16 protein-coding genes are annotated in these 16616 nt (G+C 61.9%); 8 read left to right on the forward strand and 8 right to left on the reverse strand.

Annotation, left to right across the window (positions count from 1 at the left end):
• Window positions 1–343 precede the first annotated feature (343 nt).
• The 4 genes from ACRESH_RS23215 to rpoE form a co-directional block, all read right to left on the reverse strand.
• Entirely contained in the window at window positions 344–1726 is a 1383-nt protein-coding gene (locus ACRESH_RS23215) for a DegQ family serine endoprotease (RefSeq protein ID WP_431744184.1), read from the reverse strand.
• 221 nt (window positions 1727–1947) lie between these two features.
• Window positions 1948–2913 (reverse strand): MucB/RseB C-terminal domain-containing protein, encoded by a 966-nt coding sequence (locus ACRESH_RS23220; RefSeq protein WP_431744171.1) that lies wholly within the window; start codon window positions 2911–2913, stop codon window positions 1948–1950.
• Between the two features lie 12 nt (window positions 2914–2925).
• Window positions 2926–3516, reverse strand: a complete 591-nt coding sequence (locus tag ACRESH_RS23225; RefSeq protein ID WP_431744172.1) for an RseA family anti-sigma factor — start codon at window positions 3514–3516, stop codon at window positions 2926–2928.
• A 31-nt stretch (window positions 3517–3547) separates the two neighbouring features.
• A complete protein-coding gene (gene rpoE / locus ACRESH_RS23230) occupies window positions 3548–4129 on the reverse strand; it encodes an RNA polymerase sigma factor RpoE (protein ID WP_273910837.1) in 582 nt (193 codons plus the stop codon).
• 434 nt (window positions 4130–4563) lie between these two features.
• Between rpoE and nadB the strand changes: the two genes are divergently transcribed.
• Window positions 4564–6180, forward strand: a complete 1617-nt coding sequence (nadB, locus tag ACRESH_RS23235; protein ID WP_431744173.1) for an L-aspartate oxidase — start codon at window positions 4564–4566, stop codon at window positions 6178–6180.
• On the opposite strand, the gene ACRESH_RS23240 is transcribed toward nadB, so the two are convergent.
• Together ACRESH_RS23240 and ACRESH_RS23245 are read right to left on the reverse strand one after the other, a co-directional pair.
• Entirely contained in the window at window positions 6149–6601 is a 453-nt protein-coding gene (locus ACRESH_RS23240) for a protein YgfX (RefSeq protein ID WP_431744174.1), read from the reverse strand. The two genes, nadB and ACRESH_RS23240, sit on opposite strands and share 32 nt — an antisense overlap.
• A complete protein-coding gene (locus tag ACRESH_RS23245) occupies window positions 6585–6839 on the reverse strand; it encodes a succinate dehydrogenase assembly factor 2 (RefSeq protein ID WP_038607607.1) in 255 nt (84 codons plus the stop codon). The genes ACRESH_RS23240 and ACRESH_RS23245 overlap by 17 nt, the downstream gene beginning before the upstream one ends.
• Before the next feature lie 165 nt (window positions 6840–7004).
• Between ACRESH_RS23245 and ACRESH_RS23250 the strand changes: the two genes are divergently transcribed.
• Both ACRESH_RS23250 and ACRESH_RS23255 read left to right on the forward strand, forming a co-directional pair.
• Window positions 7005–7946, forward strand: a complete 942-nt coding sequence (locus ACRESH_RS23250) for a YgfZ/GcvT domain-containing protein (RefSeq protein ID WP_431744175.1) — start codon at window positions 7005–7007, stop codon at window positions 7944–7946.
• A gap of 57 nt (window positions 7947–8003) precedes the next feature.
• Complete coding sequence (locus ACRESH_RS23255; protein WP_431744176.1) at window positions 8004–8813, forward strand: HDOD domain-containing protein; 810 nt, start codon at window positions 8004–8006, stop codon at window positions 8811–8813.
• On the opposite strand, the gene ACRESH_RS23260 is transcribed toward ACRESH_RS23255, so the two are convergent.
• Entirely contained in the window at window positions 8810–10189 is a 1380-nt protein-coding gene (locus tag ACRESH_RS23260; protein WP_431744177.1) for a sensor histidine kinase, read from the reverse strand. The two genes, ACRESH_RS23255 and ACRESH_RS23260, sit on opposite strands and share 4 nt — an antisense overlap.
• Entirely contained in the window at window positions 10182–10853 is a 672-nt protein-coding gene (locus ACRESH_RS23265) for a response regulator (protein ID WP_431744178.1), read from the reverse strand. The genes ACRESH_RS23260 and ACRESH_RS23265 overlap by 8 nt, the downstream gene beginning before the upstream one ends.
• Before the next feature lie 203 nt (window positions 10854–11056).
• On the opposite strand from ACRESH_RS23265, the gene ACRESH_RS23270 reads away from it, so the two are divergent.
• The 5 genes from ACRESH_RS23270 (at window position 11057) to ACRESH_RS23290 (ending at window position 16470) form a co-directional block, all read left to right on the forward strand.
• Window positions 11057–12346: an OprD family porin gene (locus ACRESH_RS23270; protein WP_431744179.1), complete on the forward strand. Its 1290-nt coding sequence runs from the start codon at window positions 11057–11059 to the stop codon at window positions 12344–12346.
• Between the two features lie 34 nt (window positions 12347–12380).
• The gene (locus ACRESH_RS23275) at window positions 12381–13361 is read left to right on the forward strand and encodes a Bug family tripartite tricarboxylate transporter substrate binding protein (protein WP_431744180.1); all 981 of its coding nucleotides are present in this window, start codon (window positions 12381–12383) and stop codon (window positions 13359–13361) included.
• 98 nt (window positions 13362–13459) lie between these two features.
• The gene (locus ACRESH_RS23280) at window positions 13460–13918 is read left to right on the forward strand and encodes a tripartite tricarboxylate transporter TctB family protein (RefSeq protein ID WP_431744181.1); all 459 of its coding nucleotides are present in this window, start codon (window positions 13460–13462) and stop codon (window positions 13916–13918) included.
• A 1-nt stretch (window position 13919) separates the two neighbouring features.
• Complete coding sequence (locus ACRESH_RS23285; protein ID WP_431744182.1) at window positions 13920–15434, forward strand: tripartite tricarboxylate transporter permease; 1515 nt, start codon at window positions 13920–13922, stop codon at window positions 15432–15434.
• Window positions 15427–16470: an AbrB family transcriptional regulator gene (locus ACRESH_RS23290; RefSeq protein ID WP_431744183.1), complete on the forward strand. Its 1044-nt coding sequence runs from the start codon at window positions 15427–15429 to the stop codon at window positions 16468–16470. The genes ACRESH_RS23285 and ACRESH_RS23290 overlap by 8 nt, the downstream gene beginning before the upstream one ends.
• Window positions 16471–16616: the final 146 nt, after the last annotated feature.

The following is a 16616-nucleotide window of genomic DNA, read 5'->3' on the forward strand; positions in this document are numbered from 1 at the left end:
CCTTTACGGCGGCCTACTTAATGAGATGGTCACCCCGGCACCCTGCGGAGCCTAAGCTTTCGCAGGGTGTTTTTACTCTGGAGGCCATCACCATGAACGACGCAGCGTTAATCGGGGACCCGAAGCGCAGCGTAGGGCCGTATGCAGGAGCAAGCGGTTTTGGTTCCTTTTGCCAAGACAAAAGGGACCCGCCGTAAAGGCGGAAGGGGCCAGCAGCGGCGCCACACCGAATGGATAAGCTCCCATCCGAAACCCAGGCCAGTCCCGAGATCATACTCCCCGGGATTCCGGGAAGAACCACAAAAAAGGGCAGCCTATGCCGCCCCCTTGTGCTCAACCCGGCTTATTCAGCCAGTTTGAAGGTGATGAAGCTCGCACGCCCCTGACGCAGCACGCGCATCGACACCGAACGGTTCTTCGGCAATTCCTTGGCAATTTCAGTGAACTGCTTGGCCGAAAGGATCGCCTGGTTGTTCAGGTGGCTGATGACGTCACCCGGACGCAGGCCGATCAGGGCAGCCGGACCGTCCTGGACTTCCTTGATGACCACACCGCCTTTGAGCTCCAGGGTCTTCTTCTGCTCGGCGGTCAGGTCGGCTACCGAAACACCGAGACGATTGCTGCTGCGCTCAACGCCACCGTTGGCATTGGCGCTGATTTCAGCATCGTCGTCAGGCAGTGCGCCGACGGTGATGTCCAGATCCTGGCGCTTGCCGTTGCGGATGATGTCCAATTTGGCCTTGGCACCATCTTTCAGGCTACCAACCAGGTGCGGCAGGTCGGCGGACATGACAATCGGCTGACCATTCATGCTCAGGATCACGTCACCCACCTGCAAGCCGCCCTTGGCCGCCGGACCGTCTTCCAGGACCTGGGCTACCAGGGCACCGGCCGGCTTGTCCAGGCCGAAGGATTCAGCCAGGTCCTTGTTGACCTCCTGAATCACCACACCCAGCCAGCCACGGCTGACCTTGCCGTCTTTCTTCAGCTGGTTGGAGACATCCAGCGCCACATCGATCGGGATAGCGAACGACAGGCCCATGAAACCACCAGAACGGGTGAAGATCTGCGAGTTGATACCCACCACTTCACCATTCATGTTGAACAGCGGGCCACCGGAGTTACCCGGGTTGATCGCCACGTCGGTCTGAATGAACGGCACATAAGTGTCGTTGGGCAGGGTACGGCCTTTGGCGCTGACGATACCTTTGGTCACCGAATGGTCGAAACCAAATGGCGAACCGATGGCCAGCACCCACTCGCCGACCTTGAGCTTCTCGGAGTCGCCCAGCTTGACGGTCGGCAGGTTCTTGCCGTCGACCTTGAGCAGGGCCACGTCGGTGCGCGGGTCAGTGCCGACCAGCTTGGCCTGCAGCTCGCTGCGGTCGGACAGGCGGACGATGATTTCGTCGGCGTCAGCGACTACGTGGTTGTTGGTCAGGACGTAACCGTCGCTGGAAATGATGAAGCCCGAGCCGAGCGACTGCGCTTCACGCTGGCGGTCGCCACGGGGCGAGCGCGGCTGCTGCGGCATGTTGCGCTCGAAGAACTCGCGGAACATCGGCGGCAGGCCTTCGAGGTCAGGTACCTGGCCGGCCGCGTATCTGCGATCTGGCAGCTTCTGCTTGGTACTGATGTTCACCACGGCAGGCGAGGCCTGCTCGACCAGGGTGGTGAAGTCCGGCAGGGCTTCGGCCTGGGCGGCGGTGGCCACCTGACCGAGCATGAGCACGGCGGCGAACAACGATAGGTAGGTTTTCAAGCGTGGTATTGACATACGGCTCCCGTCACATCGAGCGTGGTTAGCAGTAGGGCCCTGCAGACGCAGGAAAGGCCAGACCCCGAAAGGACTGACCTATAGAAAAATTCTGAGGTTTTTGCAAACCGCAAAGCTTGCCAATCATGTCAGCCAAGCAATCCTCGACCGGTCAGCACTGTGCTTGCTGTTCATTTTTGCGCCTGGGTATCTTGAGAGCGCATCGACAAGGCAATCCGCTCGGCAGTGCCAATTGGAATTTCGCCGACTACAGTGACCATCATTTCGCCCTTGGGCGTGGTCAACCGCCGGGAGACCGCCACAGTCGGCCCCAACTGGGTGCGGATATCCGCCGCCGAGCCACCGTCCAGGGCTTCGATGAAAACCGAAAAGCGCGCCAGGCCATCATCGTACATCAGACTGCTGACCGTGTTCTTGCCTTGCGGATTCTTGCGCATCGAGCTGTCGACCAGTTCGAAGCCTGGCGGCAGCCAGTCTGAACGCCAGCCGGCGGCCGGTTGCGCTGCCTGCGCAGCGACCTCGGTTACCGGCTTGCACTGCTCACCGGCCTTGAGCTTGTCGTCGGTCGGCGCATCGTTGGTATCCAGACGGGTGAACTGGAAGCGTTCGAGCAAACGCCCCCTGTCATCAAGCATCAACGACTTCAGCGGCAGGCCGGTCTCGCGGTCCAGATGCAGCTCGAAGGCATAACGATGCTGATCACGCGGGTTCAGGGTAACGATGACCGCGGCACGGTCCGCTACCCGGGATTTGCCGGCGACCCCAAGGTCGTACCAGCTCATCAACTTGAGAGGATCAAGCACTCGCGCGGTGGATTCCGGCGTGTTGGTCACCCCTGGCGCCAGGGTCCCGCTTACGCACTGGGTATGCCCGTCGACACGCACGACTTCCTGGGCCGAGCCGTCGAGCTGCAGCAGCCGCTCGCTGACCTTGCCATCCTGGACGCGATGCCAGATATCGTGGGTGGAGAAGATGCCGTTACGCTCGTAAACGAAAGTACCCTGATAACTCTGCTGCTGCTCAGCCTGCGCCAGCTTCTTGAGCCAGTCGCCTGCCTCCGGTGAGGAGTTGGCCGCATGGGCCGGCAGTGTCAACCAGCCACCCAGCAACAGCGGTATGAGAGGTAGCGCGCGCATGATCCTCCTTACTTAACGGTTTTCCAGGCTAGCCGCGCGGGCATAAGGCAGAGCACTCTCGGTACCCTTGAGGGCTGCTTCCTGAGCATGCTGGCGCAGATAGCCGGGCAGGCGCTGGTTGAGCCAGCCGGATTGCCCTTGCAGGATACCATTGGCCATCGGGCCGGGCTGTTCTGCACTCTCACTATAGCCTGCCAGCACGGCGGGGCCTTGGACTTGTGGCACGCTCAGCCCCTGCTGGGCTGGTTGCTGTGCAGCCAGCTGGGCGCCACTGATCTCGTCCTGGTTGTACAGGCGTACTCCCGCCAGCACAGCGACAGTAACCGATGCAGCCACGGCCAGGCGACCCAGGCTGCGCCATGGACCACGGTTGACCTTGACCGGCGCGGCTTCGTCAGCCAGAGCGGCAGAGACGGCGGCGGCGATATCCAGTTGTGGCAGCACCAGTTCCTTGTGCATGGCCGCGCGGGCAACTTGATAACGCGACCAAGTGGCACGGGTTTCGGCATCACCGACGGCGTTCAACACCCGACGTAATTCCACTTCGTCCGCTTCATTATCCATCACCGCGGACAGCGATTCCTGCAAAGCTTCACGACTCATGGCGGTTCCTCTCTTGGCTGTCGCCGCTGTCTCAGGTTTCCTGCAACAACGGCTGCAGGGCTTTGTCTATGGCCTCCCGAGCGCGGAAGATTCGAGAGCGCACGGTACCCACCGGACACTGCATGACGCTGGCAATGTCCTCGTAACTCAGACCATCGAATTCACGTAAAGTTAACGCCGTACGCAAATCTTCTGGTAGTTGCTGAATGGTCCGATGGACGGTGTCCTCGATCTCATCCCGCAACAACGCACGCTCGGGCGACTCCAGATCCTTGAGGCCATGATCGCCGTCGTAAAATTCCGCATCCTCGGAACTCACATCGCTGTCCGGTGGCCGCCGACCGCGGGACACCAGATAGTTTTTTGCCGTGTTGATGGCAATGCGGTACAGCCAGGTGTAGAAGGCACTGTCTCCGCGAAAATTCCCAAGCGCCCGGTAAGCCTTGATAAAAGCTTCCTGCGCCACATCCTGAGCTTCATGGGTGTCGTGTACAAAACGCACGATCAACCCGAGAATCTTGTGCTGATACTTCAGCACCAACAGATCAAACGCTCGCCTGTCGCCACGCTGCACACGCTCGACAAGCTGCTGATCCTCTTCCTGGGTTAGCATGAACACTCCTCAGTGAACGTGAAGGAGCGTTGCGAGAAGCATCGTTCAGGCTTGCAACCATAGACTCGGGCTTTTCGCAAAAGTTCTCCCCTCCAAGCATGTTTCCTGCGGCCCTTGGTCGGCTCGCACGAAAAACGCAGCGCGGTCACGGCCGGCTGCGTCGATAATCGGGTCTCGAATACGCCGACAGTACCTTGATTATGGGCTACTGCCAGGCGTCGCCGCGGCATTGTTGAGTGCGGGCAACCTTCTATGGATATCCACACAGCATGGAAAGTTCCCATAGCATGCTACCAGGACCCTGCAAGCGCTATTGGAAATCAGGGCCTCGGGGCTGCTATAAAGGCAACCGGTCCAGATTCACGATAGTTTCACAATGCCATAAGCGCCTGACTATTGTGCCGATCCCCCCCTTCAGATACTAGTGTCCTGACATGAGCCAACAACTCCAACATGATGTCCTCGTGATCGGCAGCGGTGCCGCCGGTCTGAGCCTGGCGCTGAACCTTCCCAGTCACCTGCGCATTGCCGTGCTCAGCAAGGGCGATCTCGCCAGCGGTTCGACCTACTGGGCCCAAGGCGGGGTCGCCGCAGTGCTGGATGACACCGACACCGTTCAGTCCCACGTCGAAGACACCCTCAATGCCGGTGGCGGCCTGTGCCACGAAGACGCTGTGCGCTTCACCGTCGAGCATAGCCGCGAGTCTATCCAGTGGCTGATCGACCAGGGCGTACCCTTTACCCGCGACGAACACGCCAGTGTCGACGACGGCAGTTTTGAGTTCCACCTGACCCGCGAAGGCGGCCATAGCCATCGGCGCATCATCCATGCTGCCGATGCCACGGGAGCAGCGATTTTTACTACCCTGCTGGCCAAGGCACGGCAACGACCGAACATCGATCTGCTGGAACAGCGCGTAGCCGTCGACCTGATCACCGAGCGACGCCTGGGCCAGGACGGTGATCGCTGCCTGGGCGCCTACGTCCTGAACCGTAATACCGGCGAAGTCGACACCTTTGGCGCGCGCTTTACCGTGCTCGCCACCGGCGGTGCCGCCAAGGTCTACCTGTACACCAGCAATCCCGATGGTGCCTGCGGCGACGGCATTGCCATGGCCTGGCGCGCCGGGTGCCGGGTGGCCAACCTTGAGTTCAACCAGTTTCACCCTACCTGCCTGTATCACCCCCAGGCCAAGAGTTTCCTGATTACCGAGGCACTGCGCGGCGAAGGGGCATTGCTGCGGCTGCCCAACGGCGAGCGTTTCATGCCGCGCTTCGACCCGCGCGAGGAGCTGGCGCCGCGCGATATCGTGGCCCGCGCCATCGACCACGAAATGAAACGCCTGGGCGTGGACTGCGTCTACCTGGACATCAGCCACAAGCCGGAAGATTTCATCAAAAGCCACTTCCCCACCATGTATGAGCGCTGCCTGACGTTCGGCATCGACATCACCCGCCAGCCGATCCCGGTAGTGCCTGCCGCTCACTACACCTGTGGCGGAGTCATGGTCGACGACCGTGGCCACACCGACGTGCCCGGCCTTTACGCCATCGGCGAAACCAGCTTCACCGGCCTGCATGGCGCCAACCGCATGGCCAGCAACTCGCTGCTCGAGTGCTTCGTCTATGGCCGCGCCGCAGCCACTGACATCGAAGCGCACCTGGACCAGGTAAGCATGCCACGGGCACTGCCCTGCTGGGACGCCAGCCAGGTCACCGACTCGGACGAAGACGTGATCATTGCGCACAACTGGGACGAGCTGCGGCGGTTCATGTGGGACTATGTGGGGATCGTGCGCACCAACAAACGCCTGCAACGGGCTGAGCACCGGGTGCGCCTGCTGCTGGACGAGATCGACGAGTTCTACAGCAACTACAAGGTCAGCCGCGACCTGATCGAACTGCGCAACCTGGCTCAGGTGGCCGAGCTGATGATCCGCTGCGCCATGCAGCGCAAGGAAAGCCGGGGCCTGCACTACACCCTCGACTACCCAGGCATGCTCACCGAAGCCCGCGACACTATTCTACAGCCGCCCACCTACGTCGACTGAACTTCAAACGCAGGCGCAGGCGCCGGTGTTGCACCGGCTCCAGCGCGTCCAGGGCAATGCACAGACCCTGGCTCCAATACCAGCCTTGCTGGCGATAGCGCAGCACGATCAGGCCTGGCAAGGCCAGGCTATCAGGGCGTAGCTGCGCCGGTTGCCACCCTTGGGCACGACTGAACAGCTGCCAGCCATCGCGATCACGACGCAAACCGCTGACAGCCCGGGGATGGCTGAGCAGAATGCGCCGGGGAATCATCCAGCCGGCGTGCAGCAGGCACAGGACAACACCGGACACGCGCAACCACAAGGGAAGCTGCAACAGGCTCAGCGCCAGCAAGGCCAGCAGCAGGCTGGCCAGGTAGGCCGCCAGCAGGCTTGTTGAGCCCCGCCAGCGACACTCGAACCGCTCACTTGGGCTGGACACGATCCAGGATGATCCGAACCATGCGCTGCAGCTCCGGGTCTTCGGACTCGCTACGCTCCATGAACCAGCCGAACATGTCCTGGTCTTCGCAGCTGAGCAAGCGCTTGTACAGCTCGCGATCGGCCTCGCTCAGGGTTGGGTAGACCTCCGCGCTGAACGGGACCAGCAGTACATCGAGCTCGAGCATGCCACGGCGGCTGTGCCAAAAGAGCCGGTTGAGTTCAGTTTGTTCGACCATGGAGCCCTCCTAAAATAGGTCGCCAGTATACAGAGCCAGCGCCCGGGGGACACGAGACGTTGGTCCGGACATGTGAGCAAATAATGACAGAGGGGCGCACTCAACTACCTATTTTGCCGACGGCGCTCTATCATGGGCCCCAGTCTTACTACCCTGCGATATCCCATGGCCGACTCCGCTTTTTTCTGCACCCTGTCCCACGAAGGCATCCTCGCCGTCCGCGGCTCGGACGCCGGCAAGTTCCTGCAAGGCCAACTGACCTGCAACATCAACTACCTGGGCGACAGCACCAGCAGCCTGGGCGCTCGTTGCATGGTCAAAGGCCGCATGCAGTCGAGCTTTCGCATCCTGCCTGAGGCCGACGGTTTCCTGCTGGCCATGACCCGCGAGTTGCTCGAACCGCAACTGGCCGACCTGAAGAAGTACGCGGTGTTTTCCAAAGCCAAGCTGACCGATGACAGCGATGCCTGGGTTCGCTTTGGCTTGCACGAGGGTGACGCGGCGCTGCAGGCATTGGGCCTTGAGATGCCGGGACAGGCTGACGGCATAACGCGGCACGACGGGCTGATCGCCATTGCCGTGTCGGCGGGCCGCATCGAGCTATGGGTACCCGCCGAACAGGCAGAGCGCGTACAAGCGCAGTTGGCGGAAAAACTGCCGCAGACAGCGCTTAACGACTGGCTGCTCGGACAAATCCGCGCCGGCATTGGCCAGGTCATGGCCCAGACCCGCGAACTGTTCATCCCGCAAATGATCAACCTGCAGGCCGTTGGCGGCGTCAGCTTCAAGAAAGGCTGCTACACCGGCCAGGAGATCGTCGCGCGCATGCAGTACCTGGGTAAGCTCAAACGCCGCCAATACCGCGTGGCGCTGACAGACCAAGCCCTGCCCGAGCCAGGCAGCGAGATCTTCTCGCCTACCCATAACTCATCGGTGGGTGAAGTGGTCCTGGCTGCCCGCAGCACCGCAGGTAGCGAACTGCTGGCGGTGCTGAGCGCCGACGCCGTGGAAGACAACAACCTGCACCTGGGCAGCCTCGACGGCCCGCGCCTTGAATTGCTGACACTTCCTTACGAACTGGATCGCGATCGCGAAATCCAGCACTGAGCCTACCCAGCCCGCCTATTGGGGCTGGGCACTCTTCAATTGCGGTAGAGAATCCCCATGAACAAGATGGCCGAGATGATCCAGGCCCAACTACTGGCCGCCATCGACAACGATGACCTGGTGCTGCCAACCTTGCCAGAGGTCGCCTTGAGCATCCGCGAGGCCGCCGAAGACAGTGAGATCAGTGTCAGCGCCCTGAGCAAGGTCATCGGCCGCGACGCCGCCCTGTCAGCACGCCTGATCAAGGTGGTGAACAGCCCACTGTTGCGTGCCACGGTCGAGGTCACTGACCTGCAGACCGCTATCACCCGCCTTGGCATCAACTACAGCTGCAACCTGGCAATCGGCCTGGTGATAGAGCAGATCTTCCACGCCCGCTCGGAGGTAGTGGAAAAGAAAATGCGCGATACCTGGGCAACCAGCCTGGAAGTGGCAGGTATCAGTTACGAGCTCTGTCTGCGTTATACCCAGCTCAAACCTGACCAGGGCGCCCTCGCAGGCCTGGTTCACCAGATCGGCGTACTGCCGATCCTGATTTATGCCGAAGAGCACAACGAGTTGCTCTCCGATCCAGTGTGCCTGAACTATGTGATCGACCAGATTCATCCGAAACTGGGCGACAAGATCCTCAGTAGCTGGGAGTTTCCCGAACAACTGGTCAGGTTGCCCGGGCAAGTCCTGGACCTGGACCGCGACAGCGATCGGGTCGACTACGTGGACATCGTCCAGATCGCCCGGGCCCTGAGCCCTGCCACCGGCAAGTCGCGACCACTGGCGGCGCTACCGGCCTACCGCCACCTGGGACTGCCTACCGGCACCGAACTGATCGCCAGCGACCTGCTCTATGCCCGCGCACTGTTCCGCTAGTCACCGGTAAAACTGACCCGCACTTTCAAGCCGCCGCGCTCGCCGTCATGAAGGCTGATCTGTGCCAGGTGGGCGCGGCAGATTTCCCCGACGATTGCCAGCCCCAGGCCAGTCCCCTGAGCGCTACGTCGATAAAAGCGCTCGAACACCCGTTCGCGCTCATTTTCAGGAATTCCCGGGCCATCGTCCTCGACTTCCAGCACCCCTGGCGCGTAGACCCGCAAGATCACATTGCCGCCCTTGGGCGTATGGGCCAGGGCATTATCCACCAGATTGCTGAGCAGTTCGTTGAGCAAGGTCGGCTCGCCACGGACATGAACAGGGGTTTCAGCCTCCAGCGCCAGTGCCACGCCGCGGGCGTGGGCCAACGGTGCCATGGCCATGCCCAGTTCACGTGCCAGTTGGCTAAGGTCGAGTAACTGCGCGCCGCCTTCGGCAATCGCCCGCGCGCCGTTTTCCACCCGTGCCAGGGATAGCAACTGGTTGGCCAGGTGAGTCAGGCGGTCGGTGCCCTGGGCCGCAGACGCCAACGTGTCGCGCCAGACCTGTGGTTCATTCGAGCGCAGGCCCAGTTCGACCCTGGCCTTGAGCGCCGCCAGGGGCGTGCGCAGTTCATGGGCGGCCTCGGCGATAAACTGCGCCTGCCGCTCAAACTGACCGCGCAGGCGTTCGGTGAAATGATTCAAGGCACGCACCAACGGGCTCAATTCGCGCTGTACTTCGACCAGCGGCAAGGCCCGCAAGTCATCGGGCTGACGCTCTTCCACGGCACTGCGCAAGCGCTCCAGCGGACGCAACGCAGCGCTGACCGCAAACCACACCAGCATCAGCGCGCCGAGCGCCAGCATGCCAAGACGCAACAGGGTATCGGCCATCAGGCTGCGGGCCATGCGCACCCGCGCCTCTTCGGTTTCAGCCACTCGAATCTCGGCCATGCCGTTCATATTCGGTTCAGTGACCGCCTTGAGCAAGCTGACCACACGCACGTCCTGCCCCAGGTAGCGTGCGTTGTAGAAACGCGCCAAGGCCGGGTAATCATCGGTGCGCGGCGTGCCCGGCGGTGGTGCGGGCAAGTTTTCGTAGCCGGAAATCAGACGCTGATGAATGTCATTGACCTGGTAGTAGATACGTCCGGCACTGTCGTAGGCAAAGGTATCCAGCGCCACATAGGGCACATCGGCGCTGAGGGTACCGTCCCGCTGGGACAAGCCTGCGGCAATGGTCCGTGCCGAGGCCAGCAGGGTACGGTCGTAAGCGGTGTCGGCGGCTTCGCGACCGTTCCAGTAGGCACTCAGGCCGCTGGCCAGCATCAACACCACCAGCAACAACGCCAGGTTCCACAGCAGACGCCCGCGCAGGCTGCCGCTGTCACGCATCGCGGTGCTCGAGCAGGTAGCCGAGCCCCCTGAAGGTGACGATGGCCACGGCATGGCCGTCGAGTTTCTTGCGCAGGCGATGGACATAGATCTCGATGGCATCGGCGCTGGCTTCTTCATCCAGACCGAACACCTGGGCAGCCAGTTGCTCCTTGCTCATCACCCGTCCCGGACGGGCGATCAGGGCTTCGAGCACAGCCTGCTCGCGGGAGGTCAGGGTCAACAGTTCGTCACCGAGGGTGAAACGTCGGGTATCGAGGTCGTACACCAGTGGACCACAGCGTTGTTGGCGCTCACCTCCGAGCACGCTGCGGCGCAACAGGGCTTTGACCCGCGCCTCAAGCTCCGTCAGCTCGAACGGCTTGGCCAGGTAGTCGTCGGCCCCCAGATTCAGGCCGTGGACCCGATCCTTGACGTCACTGCGGGCGGTCAGCATCAGTACCGGCACCGTCTTGCCACGGGCCCGCAGGCGCGCCAACACCTCGAAACCGTCCATGCGCGGCAGGCCCACATCGAGCACCACCACGGCATATTCCTCGCTGGCCAGGGCCAGGTCGGCGGCCACGCCATCGTGCAATACATCCACGGTAAGGCCAGTACTTTTGAGGGCCTGAGCCACGCTTTCAGCCAGCTGCAGATGGTCTTCGACGAGCAGCACACGCATGGTTTTCTCCCCGGTCGCGTCGCGGTCAATGGCGCGGAGTGTACAGCCGACAACCCGCCTGTGAAGCCTTCGTGACAATGAAAAGCTGCTGAAAGGTTAGCGAAAGGTTCACCCCCTAGCATCCACTCACGGCTCACTCTGCTTGCCGTACAACCGAACCTAGAAGTTCGAACTAATAAGAACAATAACGGAGTTACTCGACGATGCTGTCCACGCAGCCACAGGCGTATGCGCCTATCCGCCGTTTGCCTTCCCGCCAGACCGCCGTTGCCAGTGCCCTTGCCCTCGCCGGCGTTGCCCCACTGAGCCAGGCCGCTTTCTTCGATGATAGCAAGGCGACCTTCGAAACCCGCAACATGTACTTCAACCGCGACTTTCGCGACGGCACCAGCGCCCAGCAGTCCAAGCGTGACGAGTGGGCCCAGGGTTTCATGCTCAACTTCGAGTCAGGCTATACCGACGGCACCGTAGGCTTTGGCCTTGATGCCCTGGGGATGCTCGGTATCAAGCTCGACTCCAGCCCCGACCGCACCGGTTCCGGCCTGTTGCCAACACACGATGACGGCCGCGCCGCCGACGAGTACTCCAAACTGGGCTTGACCGGCAAGGTAAAAATCTCGGACACGGAGCTGAAAGTCGGCACCCTGATCCCGGAACTGCCAACCTTGCAGCCCAACGACGGCCGCATCCTGCCGCAGACCTTTGAAGGCGGCCTGCTGACCTCCGGCGAAATCAAGAACCTGACGTTCACCGGTGGACGCCTGGAAAAAGCCCGGGACCGCGACAGTACCAACAACGAAGACATTGCCCTCAACAACAAGAACAGCCGTTTTCTTGGCACCGTTGCCGGCAACCATTTCGACATGGCCGGCCTGGACTACAAGTTCACCGACAAGATTACCGGCAGCTACCACTGGGCTCAGCTCGATGACGTCTATCGCCAACACTTCGTTGGCATGCTCGCCACCCAACCTTGGGGTCCCGGCACCTTTGGTGCCGACCTGCGCATGGCGTTCAGCGACGACCAGGGCCAGGCCCGTGGCGGCAATATCGACAACACCGCGCTCAACGGCATGCTCAGCTACGGCCTCAACGGTCACAAGCTCAGCGCCGGTTACCAACACCTGTCTGGCGATACCGCCTTCCCTTACGTCGACGGCTCCGACCCGTACCTGGTCAACTTCGTGCAGATCAACGACTTCGCCGGCGCCGACGAGCGTTCCTGGCAAGCCCGCTACGACTATGACTTCGCCAAACTGGGAATTCCCGGCCTGACCTTCATGACACGCTACATCAGCGGCGATAATGTCAGCCTGGCCGATGGCGGTGAAGGCAAGGAATGGGAACGCAACACCGAGTTCAAATATGTGGTGCAAAGTGGCGCCCTGAAAAACGTCGCCGTGCGCCTGCGCAACGCCACCTTCCGTTCCAACTTCGCCCGCGATGCGGACGAAGTGCGGCTGCTGGTGAGTTACAGCCTTGCATTGTGGTAATCCCCGATAACAATAATGCTCACGGAGATAGACGATGACCTTTTCACTGCGCCGTATTGCCCTCGCCACTGCCTGCTTGATGCTTGCCGGGCAAGCCCTGGCAGCCGAACCCAAACGCCCTGAATGCATCGCCCCCGCCTCCCCTGGCGGTGGTTTCGACCTGACCTGCAAGCTGGTGCAAAGCGCCCTAATCAACGAGAAGATCCTCAGCAAACCCATGCGCGTGACCTACATGCCTGGCGGCGTCGGCGCGGTCGCCTACAACGCCGTGGTCGCCCAGCGTCCGGCCGATGCCGGTACCCTGGTGGCCTGGTCCAGCGGCTCGCTGCTCAACCTCGCCCAGGGCAAGTTCGGCCGCTTCGACGAGAACGCGGTGCGCTGGCTGGCAGCAGTGGGTACCAGCTATGGCGCCATCGCGGTGAAAAGCGACTCGCCCTACAAGACCCTCGATGACCTGGTTGCCGCGCTGAAGAAAGACCCGAGCAAAGTGGTTATCGGTTCCGGCGGCACCGTTGGCAGCCAGGACTGGATGCAGACGGCACTGATTGCCAAAGCCGCCGGCATCAACCCGCGAGACCTGCGTTATGTCGCCCTCGAAGGCGGTGGTGAAATTGCCACGGCGCTGCTGGGTGGGCATATCCAGGTAGGCAGTACCGACATCTCCGACTCCATGCCGCACATCCAGAGCGGTGACATGCGCCTGTTGGCGGTGTTTGCCGAAAAGCGGATTGACGAGCCGGAAATGAAGGACATTCCGACCGCCAAGGAACAGGGTTACGACATCGTCTGGCCGGTGGTGCGCGGCTTCTATCTCGGGCCGAAAGTGACCGATGAAGAGTACGACTGGTGGAAAGCGTCGTTCGACAAGCTGCTGGCCTCGGAAGAGTTCGCCAAGCTGCGTGACCAGCGCCAATTGTTCCCTTTTGCCATGACCGGTGCGGAGCTGGACACCTACGTGAAGAAACAGGTGACTGACTACAAGGCCCTGGCCAAGGAATTCGGGCTGATTCAGTAATCTCCCAACCATTCGAGAAGCATCGCGGGGCAAGCCCGCTCCCACACACGGTTCCCTGCTGTGGGAGCGGGCTCGCCCCGCGAAAAGAGGATTCCCCAATGATCCTGCAACGCGTCTTTGCCCTGTTCCTGCTGGCGCTGTGTGCCGCTCTGGCAGTGATGGCCTGGCCCTACCAGGCTGCTTTTTCCTACGAACCGGTCGGCCCGCGCGCCTACCCCTTGCTGATGCTCGGCCTGATGGGTATCGGCCTGCTTTACCTGGCCTTCCGTCCTACGCCAATCGCGCGCAAGAACGACGAACCCGAACTTGACCGCGCAACCCTGAACAAGATCGGTCTGTGCGTGGGCCTGCTACTGGTCTTCGCCGCCACCTTCGAACCGCTCGGTTTCATTGTCAGCGGCATCCTGATCGGTGTGCCCATGGCCCGGCTCTACGGTGGGCGCTGGCTGCCCAGCGTGGTGATCATCGGCCTGATGACGATCGCCCTGTACTGGTTGTTCGACCGGGTCATGGATGTCCCTCTGCCCCTCGGCCTGCTCGACGTTCTGGAGAATTGACATGGATACTCTCGGCTATCTAGGCCTGGGCTTCGGCGTCGCCCTGAGCCCCTACAATCTGGCCACCGCCCTGGCCGGCACCCTGATCGGCACTGTCGTTGGCCTGTTGCCGGGCCTGGGCCCGATCAACGGCGTGGCCTTGCTGATCCCCATCGCCTTCGCCCTCGGCCTGCCACCGGAATCGGCACTGATCCTGCTGGCCGCGGTATACCTGGGTTGCGAATACGGTGGGCGGATCAGCTCGATCCTGCTCAACATTCCCGGTGAAGCCTCCACCGTCATGACCACCCTTGACGGCTACCCCATGGCCCGCCAGGGCCTGGCGGGTGTAGCGCTGTCGTTGTCGGCCTGGAGCTCGTTCATCGGTGCCTTTATCGCCACCTGCGGCATGGTGCTGTTCGCGCCCCTGTTAGCGAAATGGGCGATAGCCTTCGGGCCCGCGGAATACTTCGTGCTGATGGTGTTCGCCATCGTCTGCCTGGGTGGCATGGCCGGTGACCGCCCGCTCAAGACCTTCATCGCGGCATTGATCGGCCTGTTCCTCTCCAGCGTCGGTATCGACGCCAACAGCGGCGTATACCGTTTCACCGGCGACAGCGTGCACCTGGCCGACGGCATCCAGTTCGTGGTGCTGGTGCTGGGCCTGTTCTCCATCAGCGAAATCCTCCTGCTGCTGGAAAAGACCCATCACGGCCACGCAGCGGTGAAAGCCAGCGGGCGCATGATGTTCAATTTCAAGGAAGCCGCCTCGGTCTTCGTGGTCAACATCCGCTGCGGCGTGCTCGGGTTCATCATGGGCGTGCTGCCCGGCGCCGGTGCAACCCTGGCCAGCGCCGTGGCCTACATGACCGAAAAACGCATCGCCGGCCCCAGCGGCAAATTCGGCCAGGGCGACAAACGCGGCCTCGCAGCGCCAGAAACCGCCATCGGTGCCGAAGCCTGCGGAGCGCTGGTGCCGATGCTGACCCTGGGTGTGCCGGGGTCGGGTACCACTGCGGTAATGATCGGCGCCCTGTCGCTGTACAACATCACCCCGGGTCCGATGCTGTTCGAACAGCAACCGGAAATCGTCTGGGGCCTGATTGCCTCGTTGTTCATCGCCAACGTCATGCTGGTGATCCTCAACATCCCGATGATCCGCGTCTTCACCCGCATCCTCGCCGTGCCAAACTGGGCGCTGGTGCCGATGATCGCGATCATCACCGCGATCGGCGTCTACGCCGTGCATGCCACCACCTTCGACCTGTTCCTGATGATCGGCATCGGCATCTTCGGCTACATCCTGCGCAAGCTGGACTTCCCGCTGTCGCCGATCCTGCTCGGTTTCATCCTTGGCGGGCTGATGGAGCAGAACCTGCGTCGCGCGCTGTCGATCTCCGACGGCGCCCTGGACATCCTCTGGTCCAGCCCGATCAGCATGAGCGTCTGGGGCCTGACCATCGCCATGATGCTCCTGCCGCTGCTGCGCACCTGGCGCAAGCGTAGCCTCCAGCGACGTGCCCTGGCCGATGTCTGATGGACCATTGAAGCTGTATTGGGCCACGGGCCTGGTCGGCCTGGCAGGCGGGTTTCTCGCCAGCCAGGTCGGCTGGCCGCTGCCGTGGATGGTCGGCTCGCTGCTGGCGATCATCCTGGTGCGCTGCCTGACGCCCTGGCAACTGAGCGAAATTCCCGGCGGGCGCAAATGTGGTCAGTGGATCATCAGCATCGGCATCGGCCTGCACTTCACCCCGGCCGTGGTCGAGCAGGTGGCGAGCAATTTCGGCCTGATCTTCTGCGGCGCATTGATCACCAGCGTCTCCAGTGTTGCCGGTATCTGGTTATTGCGCCACACCGGTGAAGACCGCGCGACAGCGTTCTTTTCCAGCATGCCGGGTGGTTCCGGGGAAATGGTCAATCTCGGTGCGCGCAATGGTGCGGTACTCAGCCGGGTCGCTGCCGCGCAGAGTTTACGGGTGCTGGCAATCGTGCTGTGCGTGCCGGCGCTGTTCAAGTACCTGCTCGGTGACGGCGTGGCAATCACCCATGCCGGCAGTGTCAGCTGGGCTTGGCTGGCGCTGATCTGCCCGTTGGGCGCCTTGCTGGCGTTGGTTTGGCAACGACTCAAGCAACCCAACCCTTGGCTGCTCGGCCCGTTGTTGGTCGCGGCGCTTGCCAGCGTCGGCGCCGACTTGCAAATCGCCCTGCCCGATGGCGCCAGCCAGATCGGCCAATGGCTGATCGGCAGCGGCCTGGGCTGTCATTTCAATCGAGCGTTCTTTCGCCGGGCGCCGTCCTTCCTCGGCCGCACCTTGATTGCCACCGCCTTGAGCATGCTGATTGCCGCCGCTGCCGCCTGGACCTTGAGCCACCTGACCCAGCTGGACCTGCGCTCCTTGACCCTGGGCATGATGCCGGGCGGTATCGCCGAGATGAGCCTGACGGCCGAGACGCTGCAACTATCAGTACCCCTGGTGACGGCGCTGCAAGTGATGCGACTGCTGTTCGTGCTGTTCTTGGCCGAGCCGTTGTTCCGCCATTGGAATGCAGAGCGCAGTACACAGCCAGACTGAAAGCAAAAAAAGGAAGCCAAACAGACTGTGTGAAAACACGCTGACAGGCCTTAAGCCAAACGCCCCGACTTGTTCGGGGCGTTTGTTTTTGTGCTGTAAAAGGCCTTTCAGCCCATCAGTTGCATCATTTTTCGGGCACCCAGGAC

Source organism: Pseudomonas sp. (genome assembly GCF_050739775.1).
GTDB lineage: Bacteria > Pseudomonadota > Gammaproteobacteria > Pseudomonadales > Pseudomonadaceae > Aquipseudomonas.

Bases quoted from the DNA above. Each gene is read 5' to 3' on its own strand.
- ACRESH_RS23275 (WP_431744180.1), top strand. From the start codon at position 12,381: ATGACCTTTTCACTGCGCCGTATTGCCCTCGCCACTGCCTGCTTGATG.
- ACRESH_RS23260 (WP_431744177.1), bottom strand. From the start codon at position 10,189: ATGCGTGACAGCGGCAGCCTGCGCGGGCGTCTGCTGTGGAACCTGGCG.
- ACRESH_RS23215 (WP_431744184.1), bottom strand. From the start codon at position 1,726: ATGCTCGGTCAGGTGGCCACCGCCGCCCAGGCCGAAGCCCTGCCGGAC.
- ACRESH_RS23265 (WP_431744178.1), bottom strand. From the start codon at position 10,853: ATGCGTGTGCTGCTCGTCGAAGACCATCTGCAGCTGGCTGAAAGCGTG.
- ACRESH_RS23250 (WP_431744175.1), top strand. From the start codon at position 7,005: ATGGCCGACTCCGCTTTTTTCTGCACCCTGTCCCACGAAGGCATCCTC.
- ACRESH_RS23220 (WP_431744171.1), bottom strand. From the start codon at position 2,913: ATGCGCGCGCTACCTCTCATACCGCTGTTGCTGGGTGGCTGGTTGACA.
- ACRESH_RS23245 (WP_038607607.1), bottom strand. From the start codon at position 6,839: ATGGTCGAACAAACTGAACTCAACCGGCTCTTTTGGCACAGCCGCCGT.
- ACRESH_RS23280 (WP_431744181.1), top strand. From the start codon at position 13,460: ATGATCCTGCAACGCGTCTTTGCCCTGTTCCTGCTGGCGCTGTGTGCC.
- nadB (WP_431744173.1), top strand. From the start codon at position 4,564: ATGAGCCAACAACTCCAACATGATGTCCTCGTGATCGGCAGCGGTGCC.
- ACRESH_RS23270 (WP_431744179.1), top strand. From the start codon at position 11,057: ATGCTGTCCACGCAGCCACAGGCGTATGCGCCTATCCGCCGTTTGCCT.
- ACRESH_RS23290 (WP_431744183.1), top strand. From the start codon at position 15,427: ATGTCTGATGGACCATTGAAGCTGTATTGGGCCACGGGCCTGGTCGGC.
- ACRESH_RS23255 (WP_431744176.1), top strand. From the start codon at position 8,004: ATGAACAAGATGGCCGAGATGATCCAGGCCCAACTACTGGCCGCCATC.
- rpoE (WP_273910837.1), bottom strand. From the start codon at position 4,129: ATGCTAACCCAGGAAGAGGATCAGCAGCTTGTCGAGCGTGTGCAGCGT.
- ACRESH_RS23225 (WP_431744172.1), bottom strand. From the start codon at position 3,516: ATGAGTCGTGAAGCTTTGCAGGAATCGCTGTCCGCGGTGATGGATAAT.
- ACRESH_RS23285 (WP_431744182.1), top strand. From the start codon at position 13,920: ATGGATACTCTCGGCTATCTAGGCCTGGGCTTCGGCGTCGCCCTGAGC.